The organism is Pseudomonas sp. GW823-FHT02C02 (assembly GCF_058797635.1).
The window spans coordinates 21,346-36,730 of record NZ_JBXAJV010000016.1 but is presented as its reverse complement, the minus strand read 5'-3'; the positions used below and the strand labels follow the sequence as shown (position 1 = coordinate 36,730).

Below are 15,385 nucleotides of genomic sequence, written 5' to 3'. Positions count from 1 at the left end.
GGAATTGAAGCGATGGCAAATGACTCAAAAGCCCACCCGGAAACCGAGACGTTTGTCGCTGAACCGAGTGAGATCCCGGACGGGACGATACCTGGACCTGATCGTCGTCGGAATCCGATGCGCAGCCGACTGATAGTTCAGGCACGCAAGCTAAGCCGCTCTACGCAGTTCGTGATTGCCGCCGCACTGATTCTGGGGCTGACGATGTTTTTCGTCGGCGAACTGGTCAGTGAGCGAATAGAGAGAGCCGCCGTACAAAGCGCCGCAGAGGCCGGCGCACACTACATGGAAGCGTTTCTGGAGCCCTATGTGCAGGAGCTGAGTCGCGAAAATGTCCTCTCGACCGAAAGCGTCAAATCCTTGGACCGCTTGATGGAGACCCACTCACTGAAACGGCACATCGTCTCGATCAAGATCTGGCGACCCGACGGCACGGTGGTTTACAGCACAGATAAATCCATTACTAATCGCAAGTTCCCGATGGAAGAGATTGCCGATGCGCTCAAAGGCAACGTGGTGACCGACCTCGAGGACCTTAAACAGGAAGAGAACCAGTTCGAGCGCAATATGAATGTGCCGCTCTATGAAATTTATGCACCGCTGCGCGAGTTCAATACCGGAAAAATCATTGCCGTGGGCGAGTTCTATGAAAAGGCCGACAGCCTGGAACAGGAGATCAGGCGCATCCGCCAGCAGGTGTGGATGGTCGTGGGCGCCGCGACACTGGCGATGCTGACGCTACTGTTCTTCCTCGTGAGGCGCGGTGACACGATCATCCAGCGCCAGCAAGTGGCTTTGAGGCTGCGGCTACTGGAGCAAACACGGTTGCGCATCAGTAATGCCGCGCTCCAGCGCAAGATGACCACGGCGACTGAGGAGTTCTCGCGGATCAACGAACTGACCCTGCGCCGCATCGGTGCAGACCTGCATGATGGGCCGGCACAGCTGTTGACCTTGATACTGATCCGGCTCGATGACCTGGCCGAGAACTGCACGGCAGTCGATCAGGAATCCCTGGAAACCATCCGAGGTGCAGCCACCGATGCATTGCGTGAGGTGCGGGAATTATCACGGGGTCTGGCGCTTCCGGAAATCAACGACCTTAGCTTGCAGGAGCAGCTTCAACTGGTGGCTCAACGACACGAGCAACGCACCGGCACCAAGGTCAAATTAACCCTGGGGGTGCTGCCCGAGGAGGCTTCACTGCCACTCAAATTGTGTCTTTACCGGTTCGTGCAGGAAACCCTCAACAATGCCTACCGTCATGCCCATGGCCACGGCCAGGCCATCAGCGCGGATTACATGGACGGGTTGCTACACATCAGCGTCAAGGACAATGGACCGGGCATGGCGGCTGACGCCATGGTGGTCGACACAGCGGGAAGAATCCGACTGGGGCTGGCCGGTTTGCGTTATCGCGTTGAATCCCTGGGAGGACTGTTCAGCATCGATTCATCCGCTGCCGGCACTTCGGTAAATGCACAGTTCAAGCTTTAGTCAGGGGCCACCCTATACATCCAAGTGAGAATTTACTGTCCCGATGCGCAGGCGATCCATAGCCTCGCGCTCCCAATAGCGGCGCAGGGCGGTGACAGCCTCGACACGGTTGCGGGCATGCAGCTTTTGCATCACACAAGTCATGTAGTACTTGACGGTTTTTTCGCTGATCAAGAGTTTTGAAGCGACTTCCTTATTGGTCAAGCCCATTGAGACTTCACGAATGATCTGCTCCTCCCGATGGGTGAGGTCGATCTTGCGGACTTCGGCTTCATGCTTTCTGAAGTTGCTCAGCAGCTTCTTGGCAAATTCAGGGGTGATGTACGTTTCACCCCTGGAGATCGAGCGAATTGCCAGCACCAGATCCGGTCCGCTGATCCCTTTCAACACATAACCACGAGCACCCGCTTCGAGCGCTGAATAAGCGTCATCTTCGGATTCGGAAACTGTCAGCATCAGCACCTTCACGTCCGGCAGTTGGGTCGAAATGTACCGCACGGCAGCAAACACATCGCCCGGCATATTGACGTCCATCAGCATCACGTCCGGTCTCAATCGCAGAGCGATGTCCCGGGCTTCGTCCGCGCTGCCCCCCTGCTCCACGACTTGTAAGTCCGTCCTCTTCCTCAGCGTATTGGCCACGCCTTCACGCAACATAGGGTGGTCATCGACAATGCCAATCCGTATGAAAGGGTTCATGACGCGCTCCTGACAGGGTCAATTATTCGAACACTATTGATTAATAGCAGCTAACCCCGGCGGATGCAGGGCACTGGTCGCAAGCGCCGCAGGCTTCGAGGACGATAACTAGACTTAAGTCGCACGAAATTTGATCGCCAACAAGCCAACTTCATTACAAGCGCTTCACAGTACAGCGCCCAACCCGTTGTTTTTAAACACTGTCAAAAGCGTCAATAAAATATTGACGCGTAAAAACTGGATCGGGACGTCATCCGACCAACAGTCGTTCTCCTACGCTGAGGTACATAAAACCACGGCATTGGACCCTTCCGATGAACAAGAAAAACCAGCAGCGATCCGAGTTTGCCGAGTTGCTTTTTCGGTTGCGCCATACGTTCTATTCGCTGGCGGGATTCAGTGGTGTCATCAACGTGCTGATGCTGGCGCCGGCCATTTATATGCTGCAGGTGTATGACCGGGCGCTGGTCAGCAGCAATGTCACCACGCTGCTGATGCTGACCCTTCTGATGATCGGTTTGTACACCCTGATGGCCATACTGGAAGTGGTGCGCACGCGGGTGCTGATCCGAGTCGGCAATCGACTGGACATGGCCCTGAACCGTCGCGTGTTCACCGCCGCTTTCGAGCGCAATCTGCAACGCACCGGCGGTAATCCCGCGCAAGCCCTGCAAGACCTCGCGCAAGTACGCCAGTTTCTTACCGGCAACGGGCTGTTTGCGTTCTTCGATGCGCCGTGGACGCCCATTTACCTGTTCGTCGCCTACCTGATCCACCCCTTGCTCGGGATCGTCACCCTGTGCGGTTCGCTGATTCTGGTGTCCCTGACCTGGCTCACCGAAATCGCCACCAAAAAGCCGTTGAACGAGGCGAACCTGGCGTCACAAATCTCAGGTACTTTCGCCAACAACAATTTGCGCAACGCCGAAGTCATTGAAGCCATGGGCATGTTGCCTGCCATCACCCAGCGCTGGTTTGGCAGCCACCTGCGGATTCTCGAAATGCAAACCCTGGCTTCCGATCGGGCTGCCTACATCAGCGGCCTCGCGCGTTTCGTGCGGATCACTCTGCAATCGCTGATCCTCGGCACCGGTGCCCTGCTGGCGATCGAAGGCTCGATCACCCCAGGCATGATGATCGCCAGCTCGATCCTCAGCGGCCGCGCCCTGGCCCCCGTGGAGCAACTGATCGGCGCCTGGAAGCAATTGCTGACCAGCCGCCGCGCCTGGTCGCGGCTCAAGCAATTGCTGCAGGAGTTTCCGCCCCGGGCCGATGCGATGAAGCTGCAACGGCCCTTGGGCATGCTCTCGGTTGAACACCTGCACGCCGGGGCGCCGGGCATGAGCCAATCGATCCTTCGCGGACCGCACTTCAACCTGTCGCCGGGTGAATCCCTAGGCATCATCGGCCCGTCCGCCTCGGGCAAATCAACCCTGGCACGGCTGCTGGTGGGCATCTGGCCGGCGCAAAGCGGCAAAGTGCGGCTCGACGGCGTGGACGTCTACCTGTGGAACAAGGAAGAGCTCGGTCCCTGGGTCGGTTACCTGCCCCAGGACGTGGAGTTGTTCGAAGGCACGATTGCCGACAACATCGCCCGTTTCGGCGCAGTCGACAGTGATGCCGTGATCGTGGCAGCCAAGCGGGCCGGTGTGCACGACATGATTTTGCGCTTTGCCCACGGTTATGACACGACCCTGGATGTAGACGGTAACCCGCTGTCCGGTGGACAGCGCCAGCGTATCGGCCTGGCCCGTGCACTTTATGGTGAACCGTCGATCATCGTGCTCGATGAGCCGAACGCCAACCTTGACGACGCCGGGGAAAAAGCCCTGATCGAGGTGCTGGAAGACCTCAAGTCCCGGGGGTGCACCACGGTGCTGATCAGCCACCGTCCGAGCATCCTCGGCACCGTCGACAAAATCCTGATGCTGCGCGAAGGCAGCACGCAATTGTTCGGCCCCAGGGACGAAGTGTTTGCTGCACTGCGTCAAACCAGCGTGCTGCCCGTCGGCGCACCCACCCTGTCAGCCGTTCGCGGGAGAGAATAAATGGGCGCCTTGAGTCTTGATCCTCGTAGCCAGGAATTGGTCCGCGCGGCGGCCAATATCGATATCAACGACCACCGCCTGGCTCGTTGGGGCGTGCTGCTAGTGATCCTCGGCTTTGGCGGATTTCTGCTTTGGTCATGGCTGGCCCCGCTGGACGCCGGCATCGTCGCCACCGCCACGGTCAAGGTCACCAGCAACCGCAAAGCCATCCAGCACCTTACCGGTGGTAGTGTCGAAGCGATTCTGGTGCGCGAAGGCGACAGCGTCAGCAAGGATCAGGAGCTGGTGCGGCTCGACGCCACCCAGGCGCTCTCGGAACAAGGGGTGGTCAACGCTCAGTTCATCGCCACCAAAACCATGGAAAACCGTTTGCAAGCCGAGCGTGACGGCGTACCCGAGGTCATCTTCGACCCCGCCATGTTGCAGCGCTACGCCGGCAGCGAGCACCTGAACAATGCGATCCTCCTGCAACGGCATTTGTTCACCACGCGCCGCGCCGCCCTTGAGGGCGAGATTGGTATCCTGCGCGAATCGCAAAACTCCGCCGAAGCACAGATCAAAGGGTTGCAACACGTCTACAGTGCCCGCTCGACACAGCTCGGGTTTCTCAATCAGGAACTGGTCGGGATACGGCAACTGGCCGCCGAAGGCTATGTGCCGCGCAACCGTATGCTCGAACTGGAACGCACCGGTTCTGATCTCAATGCCTCCCAGGCCGACAACCTCAACAACATTGCCAGGGCGCGGGGCCAGGTCGCCGAAATCAAGTTGCGCATCCTTCAGCGGGGGTTCGACTACCGCAAGGAAGTGCAGTCGCTGCTGGCCGATGTGCAGAAGGAAAACAGCGCCCTGACCGACCGGTTGCAGGCCCTGGATTATCAGGTCCGGCACACGGTGATCCGTTCGCCCATCGACGGTGTGGTCCAGGGCCTGAACGTCTCGACCATCGGCGGCGTGATCGCGCCCGGTTTCAAGATCATGGAAATCGTGCCGGCCCACGAACCGTTGCAAATCGACGCGATGGTGCCGGTGCAAGCCATCGACCGGATGACGCCAGGCCTGCCGGTGACCATCTCGTTCCCCGCGTTCAATCACGTGCAGACACCGAACATTCCGGGCCAGGTGCTGACCATTTCCGCCGATCGCCTGGTCAGCGACGACAACAAACAACCCTACTACCTGGCGCAGATCGAAGTGACGCCCGCCGGCATGGCCATGCTCGGCAGCAATCACATCCGCGCGGGCATGCCCGCATCAGTCACCATCAAGACCGGTGAACGCAACATGCTCAGCTATCTGTTGAAGCCGCTGCTGGACCGGGTCAACAGTGCGTTCAAGGAGCAATGACTTGAGCAGCCGCGCTCGGTTCATCGGCTTCTTCGCCCTGTTGCGCCTGCTGGCCAACCTGCGGCTGGCGGCGGATATGGACGCGCTGGACGATGACGACATCGCCAGCGCCAATGCCTGCCCGGGACCGAAGTTGGCGTTTTGAACACCGCGGGCCTGTCGGCCGCATTATTGATATACCTCAAGGATTTTTCGTCGTTCAGGCGTAGAAAAGACTTATCGGGCGCTCACGGTCCGTCCTGTCTCACGCCCTTCACAGAGGACTTCATCATGAACGACTTGAGTCTGCGTAATGCCATCCTGGATGAACTGGAATTCCAGCCTGAAATCAATGCTGCGAACATTGGTGTGGCCGTGGACGATGGTGTGGTGACCCTCACCGGTCACGTTTCCACCTACGCCCAGAAAATCGATGCAGAGCGCGCCGTCAAAAGCCTCAAAGGCGTACGCGCCGTCGCCGAAGAAATTCAGATCCGCCCCGAGAAAGGCGCCGGCACGGCAGATGACACCATCGCCAGTCGCGCGTTGAAAATTATTAATTGGAGTTCCGACGTGCCCGAAGGCGACATCAAAGTCGTCGTGCAACATGGGTGGGTCACCCTGGAAGGCCAAGTGGACTGGCAATACCAAAAAGAAACCGCGGAACGGGCCGTGCGCAAATTGTCCGGCGTGCTGGGCATCGACAATCAGCTTGCCCTTCGTCCCCGGGTCGACGCCGGTAATATCCAGCGCAGCATCGAAGCAGCACTCAAGCGCAATGCCGAAGTAGAAGCCGAGGGGATACACGTCAAGGTCCAGGGCGATGTGGTGATTCTCGAAGGCCGGGTCCATTTATGGCGCCAGCGTCAGGTTGCAGAACGGGCGGCCTGGTCAGTACCCGGTGTAAAAGAGGTGATCGATCACATACTGCTCGCCTGAGTCACGGCACCGGGGAGTGTGCAATCTCCCCGGGCTACAGCCGTGAGGTTCATCACTGAGACTCAAAGATCATTATGGTTTGGCGCCGAGTGTCGCCATGTAACGAGCGACAGATTCGGTGTCCGCCTCAGACAGTGAATGATTCGACGACTTCATCGAGTCGTCACGGGGGCGCTGCTCCGTCTGCTGCAGCACCTTGATCTGGCGAATCGCATACTCCGCATGTTGACCTGCCACCCGGGGAATCCGGCCATTGCCCTCCCCGCCAGCACCGTGACACGAACCGCACCGAGCGACGCCGGACTCGGGAATGCCGTTGCCAAAGATGGATTCACCCCGGGCATCGGCGCTGTCGGCATCCGCCTTCATTGGACTTTGACGTGAAAAATAATCGGCCAGTTCGGTGATCTGGGTCTCGGTCAAATGATCAAACCCGCGCATGTACTGAGCCCCGGATGTATCGCTGCGCAGATGCCGCTTGAAGTCGCCCAGTTGCAGCTTCAGGTACTCTTTTTGCTGCCCGGCCAGCTTGGGAAACATCGGTGAGACAGACTCCCCCGTCAAGCCATGACACAAGGAGCAGATCTGATCCACCATGGCGACACCGGACATGGCTGACGCGTCTTGCGAGGTCTGCTCGTTGCTACTCGTGCAGCCCATCAACGTCACGATGCACATGGCAAGTAAACGATGTGATTGGCGGGGAGTACGCTTCATGTCACAGGCTTCCATGGTCTCACCCTCGATTCGACGATCAATACACGCCCGTCACACCTTGAGGCTGTCGGAGTGACCCTCTGAATTGAGCTTAGCCAGAGGCCGCCCGTTACAGGTCAATGACAACGAACCGTTCAGCCTGATTCGAACTAAAGGCCATCGCTTCGCCTTATATCCCGTGTGCCGGGAACGCTGTCTCAAACACCATCGCTCAAGGCATTGCCCCCTTTGTTGATCAAACTCAATCATTTGTCTGAATCGAGGTGTTGGAATACCCACCAGACGATAAAGCATCTGATGGAAGACGCACGCCAGGCCTGTGGCAGTGACCTGACTCAAGGGGATAACCGTCATGAACACCCCCTCCCACGACTCGCCGGACAGGGATGGCTCTCCTCGACACATCGACGTGGCCACCATCGCACCGCTCCTGCGTCAATACGCAGAACCCCTGCCGACGCGGAACTCATCGACCTTTGGTGAAATGTTCGATCGCTACGCCGATGCCCGTGTCGTCATGATCGGTGAGGCCAGCCATGGCACCCGCGACTTCTATGAAACCCGGGCAGCGATCACCCAAAGGCTGATTGAACACCACGGGTTCAACATTGTGGCGGTGGAAGCCGACTGGCCGGACGCCGGCCATGTCGACCATTACGTCCGGGGCCTGGCCCGTTCGGCGTGGAAACGCCACATTTTCAGCCGTTTTCCGACCTGGATGTGGCGCAATGCCGAGGTGAGGTCATTCGTCCACTGGCTGCATCAATTCAATCACTCACTCGCCCCTGAACGTCGTGTCGAATTCCGGGGCCTCGACATTTACAGCTTGCGCAACTCCATTCATGAAGTGCTGCGCTACCTGGACCAGATCGACCCGCAGTTGGCCCACGAAGCACGGCGGCGTTATGGCTGCCTGACGCCGTGGCAGGATGATCCGGCGCTGTACGGTCACTTCGTCGAACGCGGCGGCCTGATGCCCTGCGAACAGCCGGTGGTCGAGCAACTCAACGCCATGCTGGCCAAACAACTGGCCGGGCTCGTCCGGGATGATGAAGGGTTCTTCAATGCGGCGCAAAACGCCCGGGTGGTGCAGGCAGCGGAGCAATACTACCGCGCGATTTATCGAGGCTCGACGGCCTCGTGGAATCTGCGCGACCGGCATATGTTCGACACCCTGCAGCGGCTGCTTGAGCATCGGGGGGCCCACGCCAAAGCCGTGGTCTGGGCGCACAACTCCCATATCGGCAATGCGGCCGCCACCGAAATGGGCTGGAAGGGCCAGTTCAATATCGGTCATCTATGCCGCAGTGCCTTTGGTCGCGAGGTCGTGCTGATTGGCATGAGCACCGACCGGGGCCAGGTGGCGGCGGCCGATGACTGGGACGGCGACCTGCTCATCAAGGACATCAGGCCCTCGCACCCGGACAGCTGGGAGCATCAGTTTTTCAAAGCCGGCATTCCAGCGTCGTTGACCGACTGGCGAGACCCGCGCCGCAAAGAACTGCGTCGCGTCCTGAGCAAGCCATTGCTGGAGCGGGCCATCGGCGTGATTTATCGTCCTGAAACCGAGCGTCGCAGCCATTACTTCGAGGCGGCGCTGGCCGACCAGTTTGACGCGATGATCTGGATCGAACAGACCCGCCCCGTGACCGCACTGGCGCTGCCGAAAGGCCAGGCGATCGAACCGGAGGACGAGACCTTTCCGTTTGGTTTGTGAGGCGCAGCAAGATCGATGAAAGCGGCTCCCCTGCGAGGTGCCCCTTCTTCAAAGGCTCAGGCGCTTGGCCAATTCAACACTGGGCACCCACAGCGCGTTGATGCAACTGTCCTCATCCTTTTCCGTCACCGGCTCAAGGGCCAACGGATCAAGCAGGCGCCAGTTGACCATCGCCATCCGCGCAATGCCGTTTTTGTCGAGGAGCGAATTCGCCAGACATTCACACAAGGACCGAGGCAGGGCTCTTGTGAGGGAATCGATGTCGGCATTCTCAAGCTCGATCTCAAAACGCGCTGTGCACCTGTCTGCCAAGTCTTGCGCCGCCTGGGAGGCGAAGTGAGACACCGTAAAGTATCCCGCCGTCAGCCCCATCAGGATCGCCACCAGGAAGGTTGCCTCACGTTTCCAGGAACGGGGACCCGGCCAGCGCAACTGCCCGAGTGCCGTCCCTCTGCCTTGGGTCACGTGAACCCCGCTGCTGACGAGTTTGTTGTCTGTCATGACCGTAGCTCTCGCCCATGTTTATTAAAACAATGACGCCGATCAGCAAATGCCGTTTGATCTTGATCAACTTGAGTGCAGTTGTGTCCTGTCTTCTCGTCTTGCACGGTGCCAATGCCTGCACAGCTTGCGCAGCTCGCTGAACCAGAAGACCAGGCTCGCCATTGCCAGACAAAGACCCCACTGGCTGAGCGTCAATGCACTCGTGCCGAACGCCTTGTTGAGTGGCGCCCAGTGCACCACTGCAATCTGCAAGACCATGGCCAGGACGATGGCGCCCCAGAGCCATCGATTGGCGAACAGGCCGATAAACGCACTGGTTGATTCAGAGCGCGCGTTCAACGCGTTAAACAGCTGCGCCAAAACAAGGACGGTAAAAGCGCCCGTGCGTGCTTCCTCCAGCGACGCATCCCCCGGTATCAACCCTCCCGGCAGCATCCAGTCGACCGTTAACAAACTCGCCAATGCCATGACCAGCCCCACCTCGAACACCCCCACCCACATGCGTGTGTCGATGATGCGGTCCGAAGGCTTGCGCGGGCTGCGTGTCATGACATCCTCGCTATGCGGATCAAGGCCCATGGCGATGGCCGGTGCCGCATCCGTGACCAGGTTGATCCACAGAATCTGCGTGGCCAGCAGCGGCAGGATGATCCCGCCGTTCTCATCCACCAGGCCGATGACGCCGGCCCCCACAACGGCGAGAAACACCGTCAGCACCTCGCCCATATTGGAAGACAGCAAGTAACGAAGAAACTTGCGGATATTGTCCAGAATCCCGCGGCCTTCACGCACGGCCAATACGATGGTCGCGAAGTTATCATCGGCCAGGATCATTTTTCCCGCCTGCTTGGTCACCTCCGTTCCGGTAATGCCCATGGCAATGCCGATGTCGGCTGACTTCAGTGCCGGAGCGTCATTCACACCATCGCCGGTCATCGCCACCACATGCCCCTGCGCTTGCAGCGCATCGACAATCCGCAACTTATGCGAGGGCGCCACACGGGCATAGACCGAGGTCGACCGGACCGCCTCGGCCAGGGCCGCATCGTCCAGCTTATCCAGATCGGCCCCGGTCAACGCCCCGGCACCGGCCTGGATGATGCCCAGATCCTCGGCGATGCGCGCAGCCGTTCGCGGATGGTCACCGGTGATCATAATGATGCGGATGCCTGCCCGATGGGCTTCGGCAATGGCCGGCGCGACTTCTTCACGCGGCGGGTCACTGATGCCGACCGTACCGATGAAAACAAGGCCGGCCTCAAGGGGTTCACCGCTCGTGACCTCCTCGCCAGCGGCCAAGGGACGGTACGCCACGGAAAGCGTGCGCAATCCCACGCCCGACAACTCATTCACATCAACCACGGCTTTTGCACGCAGGTCGTCGGTGAGTGGCACGACATCCATGCCGACCTGGACTTGTGTGCAATGCTGGAGGAGCACATCGGGCGCGCCCTTGCTGATCAGCAGCCGCTCGTCGTTGTGCTCATGATCGATGACCAGGGCCGACATCATTTTTCGATCAGAGGTAAAGGGTATTTCAGCCACACGCTCGAAGCGGTTCACGCTGCGCGCTGGCGCATCGAGCTTGCGCTCCGCCACCAGAAAGGCACCCTCGGTCGGATCGCCTTGAACCACCCAGGTGCCGTCTTCCTGCTGCGCCAGCACGGCATTGCCAGCCAGGCTGCCGCCGCGCAATAACAGCACGTTTTCGCTGTGCACCGGCCCCCCACTCAAGGGCAGGTCCTGGTGATGAATCTGCCCTTGCGGGGCGTAGCCGACACCGCTGACCACTCCTTTACCCGACGCAGTCATGGTTTGCTGGATGGTCATTTCGGAACGGGTCAGCGTGCCGGTCTTGTCGGTACAGATGACCGATGCAGACCCCAGGGTCTCCACTGAAGACAGTCGCTTGATGATGGCTTTGCTGCGCGCCATGCGCAGCATGCCGAAGGCGAGCACCAGTGACAGAACGGCAGGCAGCCCCTCTGGCACCGCCGCCACCGCCAGGGACACACCCAGCAGCAAAACCCGCAGCACATCGTCGACCGTCTGAATGTCAGTGAGCATCAGCACGGCCACGACGACCACCGTAGCGATCACCAGAACCGCAATGCCGAGCATCCGCCCTATGGCGCGCACTTCCTTTTGCAGAGGTGTGACCTCTTCGGGCGTGACATCCAGCAGATGAGCGATGGCCCCGACTTCAGTCGCCATACCGACCGCCGTGACCATGCCGACTCCCGTCCCCTGGGCGATGGCTGTGCCCTTGAAAATCATATTGGCGCGCTCTGCCAAAGGCACCTCGGTGCTTGAACACGCGGTATTTTTCGACACCGCTTCACTCTCTCCGGTCAGTGACGCTTCCAGTACGCGCAATTCATTGGCCTGGATGAGGCGAGCATCGGCGCCCACCGAATCGCCCTCGGATAACACCAGCAGGTCACCGACCACCAGTTGCTGACTGGGGATTCGCGTCAGGGCCCCGTCGCGGATGACGGAAGAAGAGGTCTGGGTCAGGTTGGCCAACGCCGCAACAGCTCGCTGTGAGCGGGTTTCCTGGAAAAACCCCAGCAACGCATTAGCCAGCACGATCAGCGTGATCACCAACGCATCGACCGGCCATTCCTGACGGTCCATCAGCAACCAGGTGGCCAGGGTGATGCCCACCGCGACAAGCAGCAGGTACACCAGCGGATCTTGAAACTGCCGCAGAAGATAATGCCAGGCAGGCTTGACCGGTTGGGTCCGTAACTCATTGGGTCCGTCACGACTCAGACGGGCCTGGGCTTGCGCGCTGGACAAGCCCACGCGCAGATCAGCGTCCAGCTCGCGGACAAGCGTTTCGACGTCTTCGAGGTGGGGAGAAACGATACGGCGTTTACCACTCTCAACTGCGCGATTCATCTGATCCCCTTTTACAACGGAGCGTGAGCCGTTGATCCATTGATAGCGTAACGAACGCGAATGCACCGAAATGATAGGTGACGATAACCGGTTGAGTGCGTAGTGCAGCATTCCCTGAATGAGCCGCTGCATTAATCGCTTGAGCAACATCAACAAATAGCCGATCCGCATCGGGTATCTTGGCGTGACTTTGCGCCCTGAGGATTCGCCATGCCTTCTACCCCCACCGAAGTGGACGTCGCAATTATCGGCGGTGGCCAGTCCGCACTCGCCGTGGCTTACTTTCTGCGCCGAACAGGGCGTTCGTTTGTGATTATTGATGCCGAAGCCGGGCCGGGCGGCGCCTGGCGGCACGGTTGGCATTCCCTGCGCCTGTTTTCACCCTCGACCTGGAGCTCCATCGCCGGCTGGATGATGCCGCCGGTCACGGACGGCTACCCAAGCCGCGACAACGTCCTCGATTACCTGCGCGAGTATGAGCAACGCTACCAATTCCCTACCGCGCGGCCCTATTGGGTGAACGCTATTGAACGCAGGGATAATCGGCTGCTCGTCAAGACCGATAGCCTTAGCTGGCTGGCCCGCACGGTGGTTAGCGCGACGGGCACCTGGCGCCATCCCTTCCTGCCTCACTACCCCGGCAGTGAAACCTTTACCGGCCAACAAGTGCATTCGGCCCACTACGTCGACGCCAAGCCGTTTGCCGGCAAAAAAGTCCTGGTGGTGGGCGGCGGCAACTCCGGTGCCCAGATCCTCGCTGAAGTCTCGCAAGTGGCGGACGCCACCTGGGTCACGCCGCAGCCGCCACAGTTTCTCGCCGATGACGTCGATGGCCGAGTGCTGTTCGAACGCGCCACCGAACGCTGGAAAGCCCAACTCGCCGGCACCGTCATTGAACAACCGGTCGGTGGCTTGGGCGATATCGTAATGGTGCCACCCGTCGTCGAAGCCCGGGAGCGCGGTGTATTGCACGCGGTTCGGCCGTTCCTGCGCTTTACCGACACTGGCGTGGAGTGGGCCGATGGCTCGCAAACGCCGGTCGACGCGGTGATCTGGTGCACCGGTTTCCGCCCTGCCCTCGGCTATCTGGGATCACTGGGCGTGTGCACCGCCGATGGGCGCGTGGCCGTCGAAGGCACGCATTCCATTCAAGAGCCGCGCTTGTGGCTGGTGGGCTATGGCGACTGGACCGGCGCCGCTTCCGCGACACTGATTGGCGTCACGCGCACAGCACGCAGCACCGTGGAAGAAATCGACAGATTTTTAACCGAACATTGAATCCAGGGGTGATCGCCGCGATGGGGCGATTCATCCCCCCAGGGTCCTTCGTCAATAACTCGCCGACGCCGGCAAAACTGTTTCCCCTGTCTCTGACTTAAATCAAAGACGGGCAGCCCGTTCACGCCGACATTTAGAGCCAGTATTCGCACCAGCGCATTCGCGGTGAGTGCAGAGAACTCTCGTCTCGTCTCGTGGAGGCTGACATGGCTACCCAACTGCAAGGCACTCAACCGATCATCCCACCGACGGTCCCCCATCCGTTGGCGGGCAGCTTGCGAAAGGTCGAGCCCAAACGACTTTCCCTGAGTTTGCTGATCGCGCTGGTGGTCGGTTCGATGATCGGCAGCGGTATTTTCAGTCTGCCGCAGAACATGGCGGCCAGTGCCGGAGCCGGGGCGATTCTGATTGGCTGGCTGATTACTGGCGTGGGCATGCTGTCCCTGGCCCTGGTCTACCAGACCTTGTCCAACCGCCAGCCGGCCTTGGACAACGGCGTGTTTGCCTATGCCCGCGCCCTGGGCGGCGAATTCCTCGGCTTCAATTCCGCCTGGGGCTACTGGATCAGCGCCTGGATCGGCAACGTCAGTTACCTGGTGATTCTGTTCGCGGCGCTGAGCTACTTCTTCCCGCTGTTTGGTGAAGGCAATAACAAAGCGGCCATTGCCGGAGCGTCCGTGGTGCTGTGGTCGTTGCACTGGATGATCCTCAGGGGCATGCGCACCGCGGCGCGGGCCAACGCGTTGACGACGATCGCCAAAATTGTGCCGTTGCTGCTGTTTATCGGTTTGGTGATCGCGGCCTTTCAGAAAGAAACCTTCTCGGTCGACTTCTGGGGTTCGTCGGCACTGGGCAGCACGCTTGATCAAGTCAAAAGCACCATGCTGGTCACCGTGTGGGTGTTCATCGGGATCGAGGGCGCCAACGTGTTTTCCGCCCGAGCCGCAGAACGGGCCAACGTCGGTCGTGCCACGGTCATCGGTTTTGTCATCACCCTGTTGCTGCTGATCGCGGTGTCCCTGTTGTCGCTGGGCATTCTCAGACAGCCAGAACTGGCGGCGCTGAAAAACCCGTCGATGGCTGGCGTGCTTGAGGCGGCGGCCGGGCCATGGGGCGCGGTGCTGATCAGCATCGGCTTGATCATTTCGGTGGGCGGTGCCCTGCTCGCCTGGACGCTGCTGGCAGCCGAATCGGTGTTCACACCGGCCAAGGAAAACGTCATGCCGGGGACACTCGCCGTGGAGAACACCCAAGGCGTGCCGGCCCATGCGCTGTGGATCACCAACGGCTGCATTCAACTGTTCCTGTTGCTGACGCTGTATTCGAGCGCCACTTACCTCGCGCTGATTTCTCTGGCCACGTCGATGATTCTGCTGCCGTACCTGTTCAGCGGTCTGTACGCGCTGAAATTGACCTGGCAGGGCCAGACCTACGCCGGTCACAGGGGCCTGCAACTGCGCGACATGGCCATCGCCCTGGTCGCCACGCTGTATTGCACATGGCTGCTGTATGCCGCCGGGCCTAAATACATGCTGCTCAGCGCGTTGCTTTACGCCCCCGGCTCGTTGATTTACCTGGTCACGATGAAGTCTCGCCAGGGCCAACCGCTCAGCGGCCCTGAAACCGGGCTGTTAATCATCATCTGGACGGCGGCCGCCTTTGCCGGGTGGATGCTGTGGTCCGGGACGCTGGCCTTGTAACGCAAGGGACTGCTGAGTGTTTTCCGGGTGGAATGCAGCGAGGGATGTTCAGTCCA

12 protein-coding genes are annotated in these 15,385 nt (G+C 59.8%); 8 read left to right on the top strand and 4 right to left on the bottom strand.

Translation table 11 applies throughout. From position 1 onward, the window contains the following. The first annotated feature begins 12 nt into the window (after positions 1 to 12). Complete coding sequence (locus AC1ROI_RS24930; RefSeq protein ID WP_102593869.1) at positions 13 to 1,497, top strand: sensor histidine kinase; 1,485 nt, start codon at positions 13 to 15, stop codon at positions 1,495 to 1,497. A gap of 12 nt (positions 1,498 to 1,509) precedes the next feature. Here AC1ROI_RS24930 and AC1ROI_RS24925 read toward each other — a convergent pair whose 3' ends face one another. Next, positions 1,510 to 2,196 (bottom strand): response regulator, encoded by a 687-nt coding sequence (locus AC1ROI_RS24925; protein WP_010459343.1) that lies wholly within the window; start codon positions 2,194 to 2,196, stop codon positions 1,510 to 1,512. Between the two features lie 314 nt (positions 2,197 to 2,510). Between AC1ROI_RS24925 and AC1ROI_RS24920 the strand changes: the two genes are divergently transcribed. The 4 genes from AC1ROI_RS24920 (at position 2,511) to AC1ROI_RS24905 (ending at position 6,509) form a co-directional block, all read left to right on the top strand. Next, on the top strand, positions 2,511 to 4,244 hold the full coding sequence (locus AC1ROI_RS24920) for a type I secretion system permease/ATPase (protein WP_102593868.1): 1,734 nt from the start codon (positions 2,511 to 2,513) through the stop codon (positions 4,242 to 4,244). Beyond that, the gene (locus AC1ROI_RS24915) at positions 4,245 to 5,591 is read left to right on the top strand and encodes an HlyD family type I secretion periplasmic adaptor subunit (protein WP_083377026.1); all 1,347 of its coding nucleotides are present in this window, start codon (positions 4,245 to 4,247) and stop codon (positions 5,589 to 5,591) included. Position 5,592: 1 nt separating this feature from the next. Continuing rightward, positions 5,593 to 5,736 (top strand): hypothetical protein, encoded by a 144-nt coding sequence (locus AC1ROI_RS24910; RefSeq protein ID WP_154504316.1) that lies wholly within the window; start codon positions 5,593 to 5,595, stop codon positions 5,734 to 5,736. A 125-nt stretch (positions 5,737 to 5,861) separates the two neighbouring features. Further along, complete coding sequence (locus tag AC1ROI_RS24905; protein WP_077749865.1) at positions 5,862 to 6,509, top strand: BON domain-containing protein; 648 nt, start codon at positions 5,862 to 5,864, stop codon at positions 6,507 to 6,509. A 72-nt stretch (positions 6,510 to 6,581) separates the two neighbouring features. Here the strand turns inward: AC1ROI_RS24905 and AC1ROI_RS24900 are convergent, their stop codons facing one another. Continuing rightward, positions 6,582 to 7,226 carry a c-type cytochrome gene (locus AC1ROI_RS24900; RefSeq protein ID WP_102593867.1) on the bottom strand — a complete coding sequence of 215 codons (645 nt, stop codon included), beginning with the start codon at positions 7,224 to 7,226 and terminating at the stop codon, positions 6,582 to 6,584. A 352-nt stretch (positions 7,227 to 7,578) separates the two neighbouring features. On the opposite strand from AC1ROI_RS24900, the gene AC1ROI_RS24895 reads away from it, so the two are divergent. Continuing rightward, complete coding sequence (locus tag AC1ROI_RS24895) at positions 7,579 to 8,943, top strand: erythromycin esterase family protein (RefSeq protein WP_102593866.1); 1,365 nt, start codon at positions 7,579 to 7,581, stop codon at positions 8,941 to 8,943. A 48-nt stretch (positions 8,944 to 8,991) separates the two neighbouring features. On the opposite strand, the gene AC1ROI_RS24890 is transcribed toward AC1ROI_RS24895, so the two are convergent. Both AC1ROI_RS24890 and AC1ROI_RS24885 read right to left on the bottom strand, forming a co-directional pair. Further along, positions 8,992 to 9,444: a hypothetical protein gene (locus AC1ROI_RS24890; protein ID WP_102593865.1), complete on the bottom strand. Its 453-nt coding sequence runs from the start codon at positions 9,442 to 9,444 to the stop codon at positions 8,992 to 8,994. 66 nt (positions 9,445 to 9,510) lie between these two features. Continuing rightward, positions 9,511 to 12,351: a cation-translocating P-type ATPase gene (locus AC1ROI_RS24885; protein ID WP_256580160.1), complete on the bottom strand. Its 2,841-nt coding sequence runs from the start codon at positions 12,349 to 12,351 to the stop codon at positions 9,511 to 9,513. 210 nt (positions 12,352 to 12,561) lie between these two features. Between AC1ROI_RS24885 and AC1ROI_RS24880 the strand changes: the two genes are divergently transcribed. Both AC1ROI_RS24880 and arcD read left to right on the top strand, forming a co-directional pair. After that, entirely contained in the window at positions 12,562 to 13,629 is a 1,068-nt protein-coding gene (locus AC1ROI_RS24880; RefSeq protein ID WP_102593863.1) for an ArsO family NAD(P)H-dependent flavin-containing monooxygenase, read from the top strand. Between the two features lie 206 nt (positions 13,630 to 13,835). Next, complete coding sequence (gene arcD / locus AC1ROI_RS24875) at positions 13,836 to 15,329, top strand: arginine-ornithine antiporter (protein ID WP_077749859.1); 1,494 nt, start codon at positions 13,836 to 13,838, stop codon at positions 15,327 to 15,329. Positions 15,330 to 15,385 lie beyond the last annotated feature (56 nt).

Bases quoted from the DNA above. Each gene is read 5' to 3' on its own strand.
- AC1ROI_RS24930 (WP_102593869.1), top strand. From the start codon at position 13: ATGGCAAATGACTCAAAAGCCCACCCGGAAACCGAGACGTTTGTCGCT.
- AC1ROI_RS24925 (WP_010459343.1), bottom strand. From the start codon at position 2,196: ATGAACCCTTTCATACGGATTGGCATTGTCGATGACCACCCTATGTTG.
- AC1ROI_RS24920 (WP_102593868.1), top strand. From the start codon at position 2,511: ATGAACAAGAAAAACCAGCAGCGATCCGAGTTTGCCGAGTTGCTTTTT.
- AC1ROI_RS24915 (WP_083377026.1), top strand. From the start codon at position 4,245: ATGGGCGCCTTGAGTCTTGATCCTCGTAGCCAGGAATTGGTCCGCGCG.
- AC1ROI_RS24905 (WP_077749865.1), top strand. From the start codon at position 5,862: ATGAACGACTTGAGTCTGCGTAATGCCATCCTGGATGAACTGGAATTC.
- AC1ROI_RS24900 (WP_102593867.1), bottom strand. From the start codon at position 7,226: ATGAAGCGTACTCCCCGCCAATCACATCGTTTACTTGCCATGTGCATC.
- AC1ROI_RS24895 (WP_102593866.1), top strand. From the start codon at position 7,579: ATGAACACCCCCTCCCACGACTCGCCGGACAGGGATGGCTCTCCTCGA.
- AC1ROI_RS24890 (WP_102593865.1), bottom strand. From the start codon at position 9,444: ATGACAGACAACAAACTCGTCAGCAGCGGGGTTCACGTGACCCAAGGC.
- AC1ROI_RS24885 (WP_256580160.1), bottom strand. From the start codon at position 12,351: ATGAATCGCGCAGTTGAGAGTGGTAAACGCCGTATCGTTTCTCCCCAC.
- AC1ROI_RS24880 (WP_102593863.1), top strand. From the start codon at position 12,562: ATGCCTTCTACCCCCACCGAAGTGGACGTCGCAATTATCGGCGGTGGC.
- arcD (WP_077749859.1), top strand. From the start codon at position 13,836: ATGGCTACCCAACTGCAAGGCACTCAACCGATCATCCCACCGACGGTC.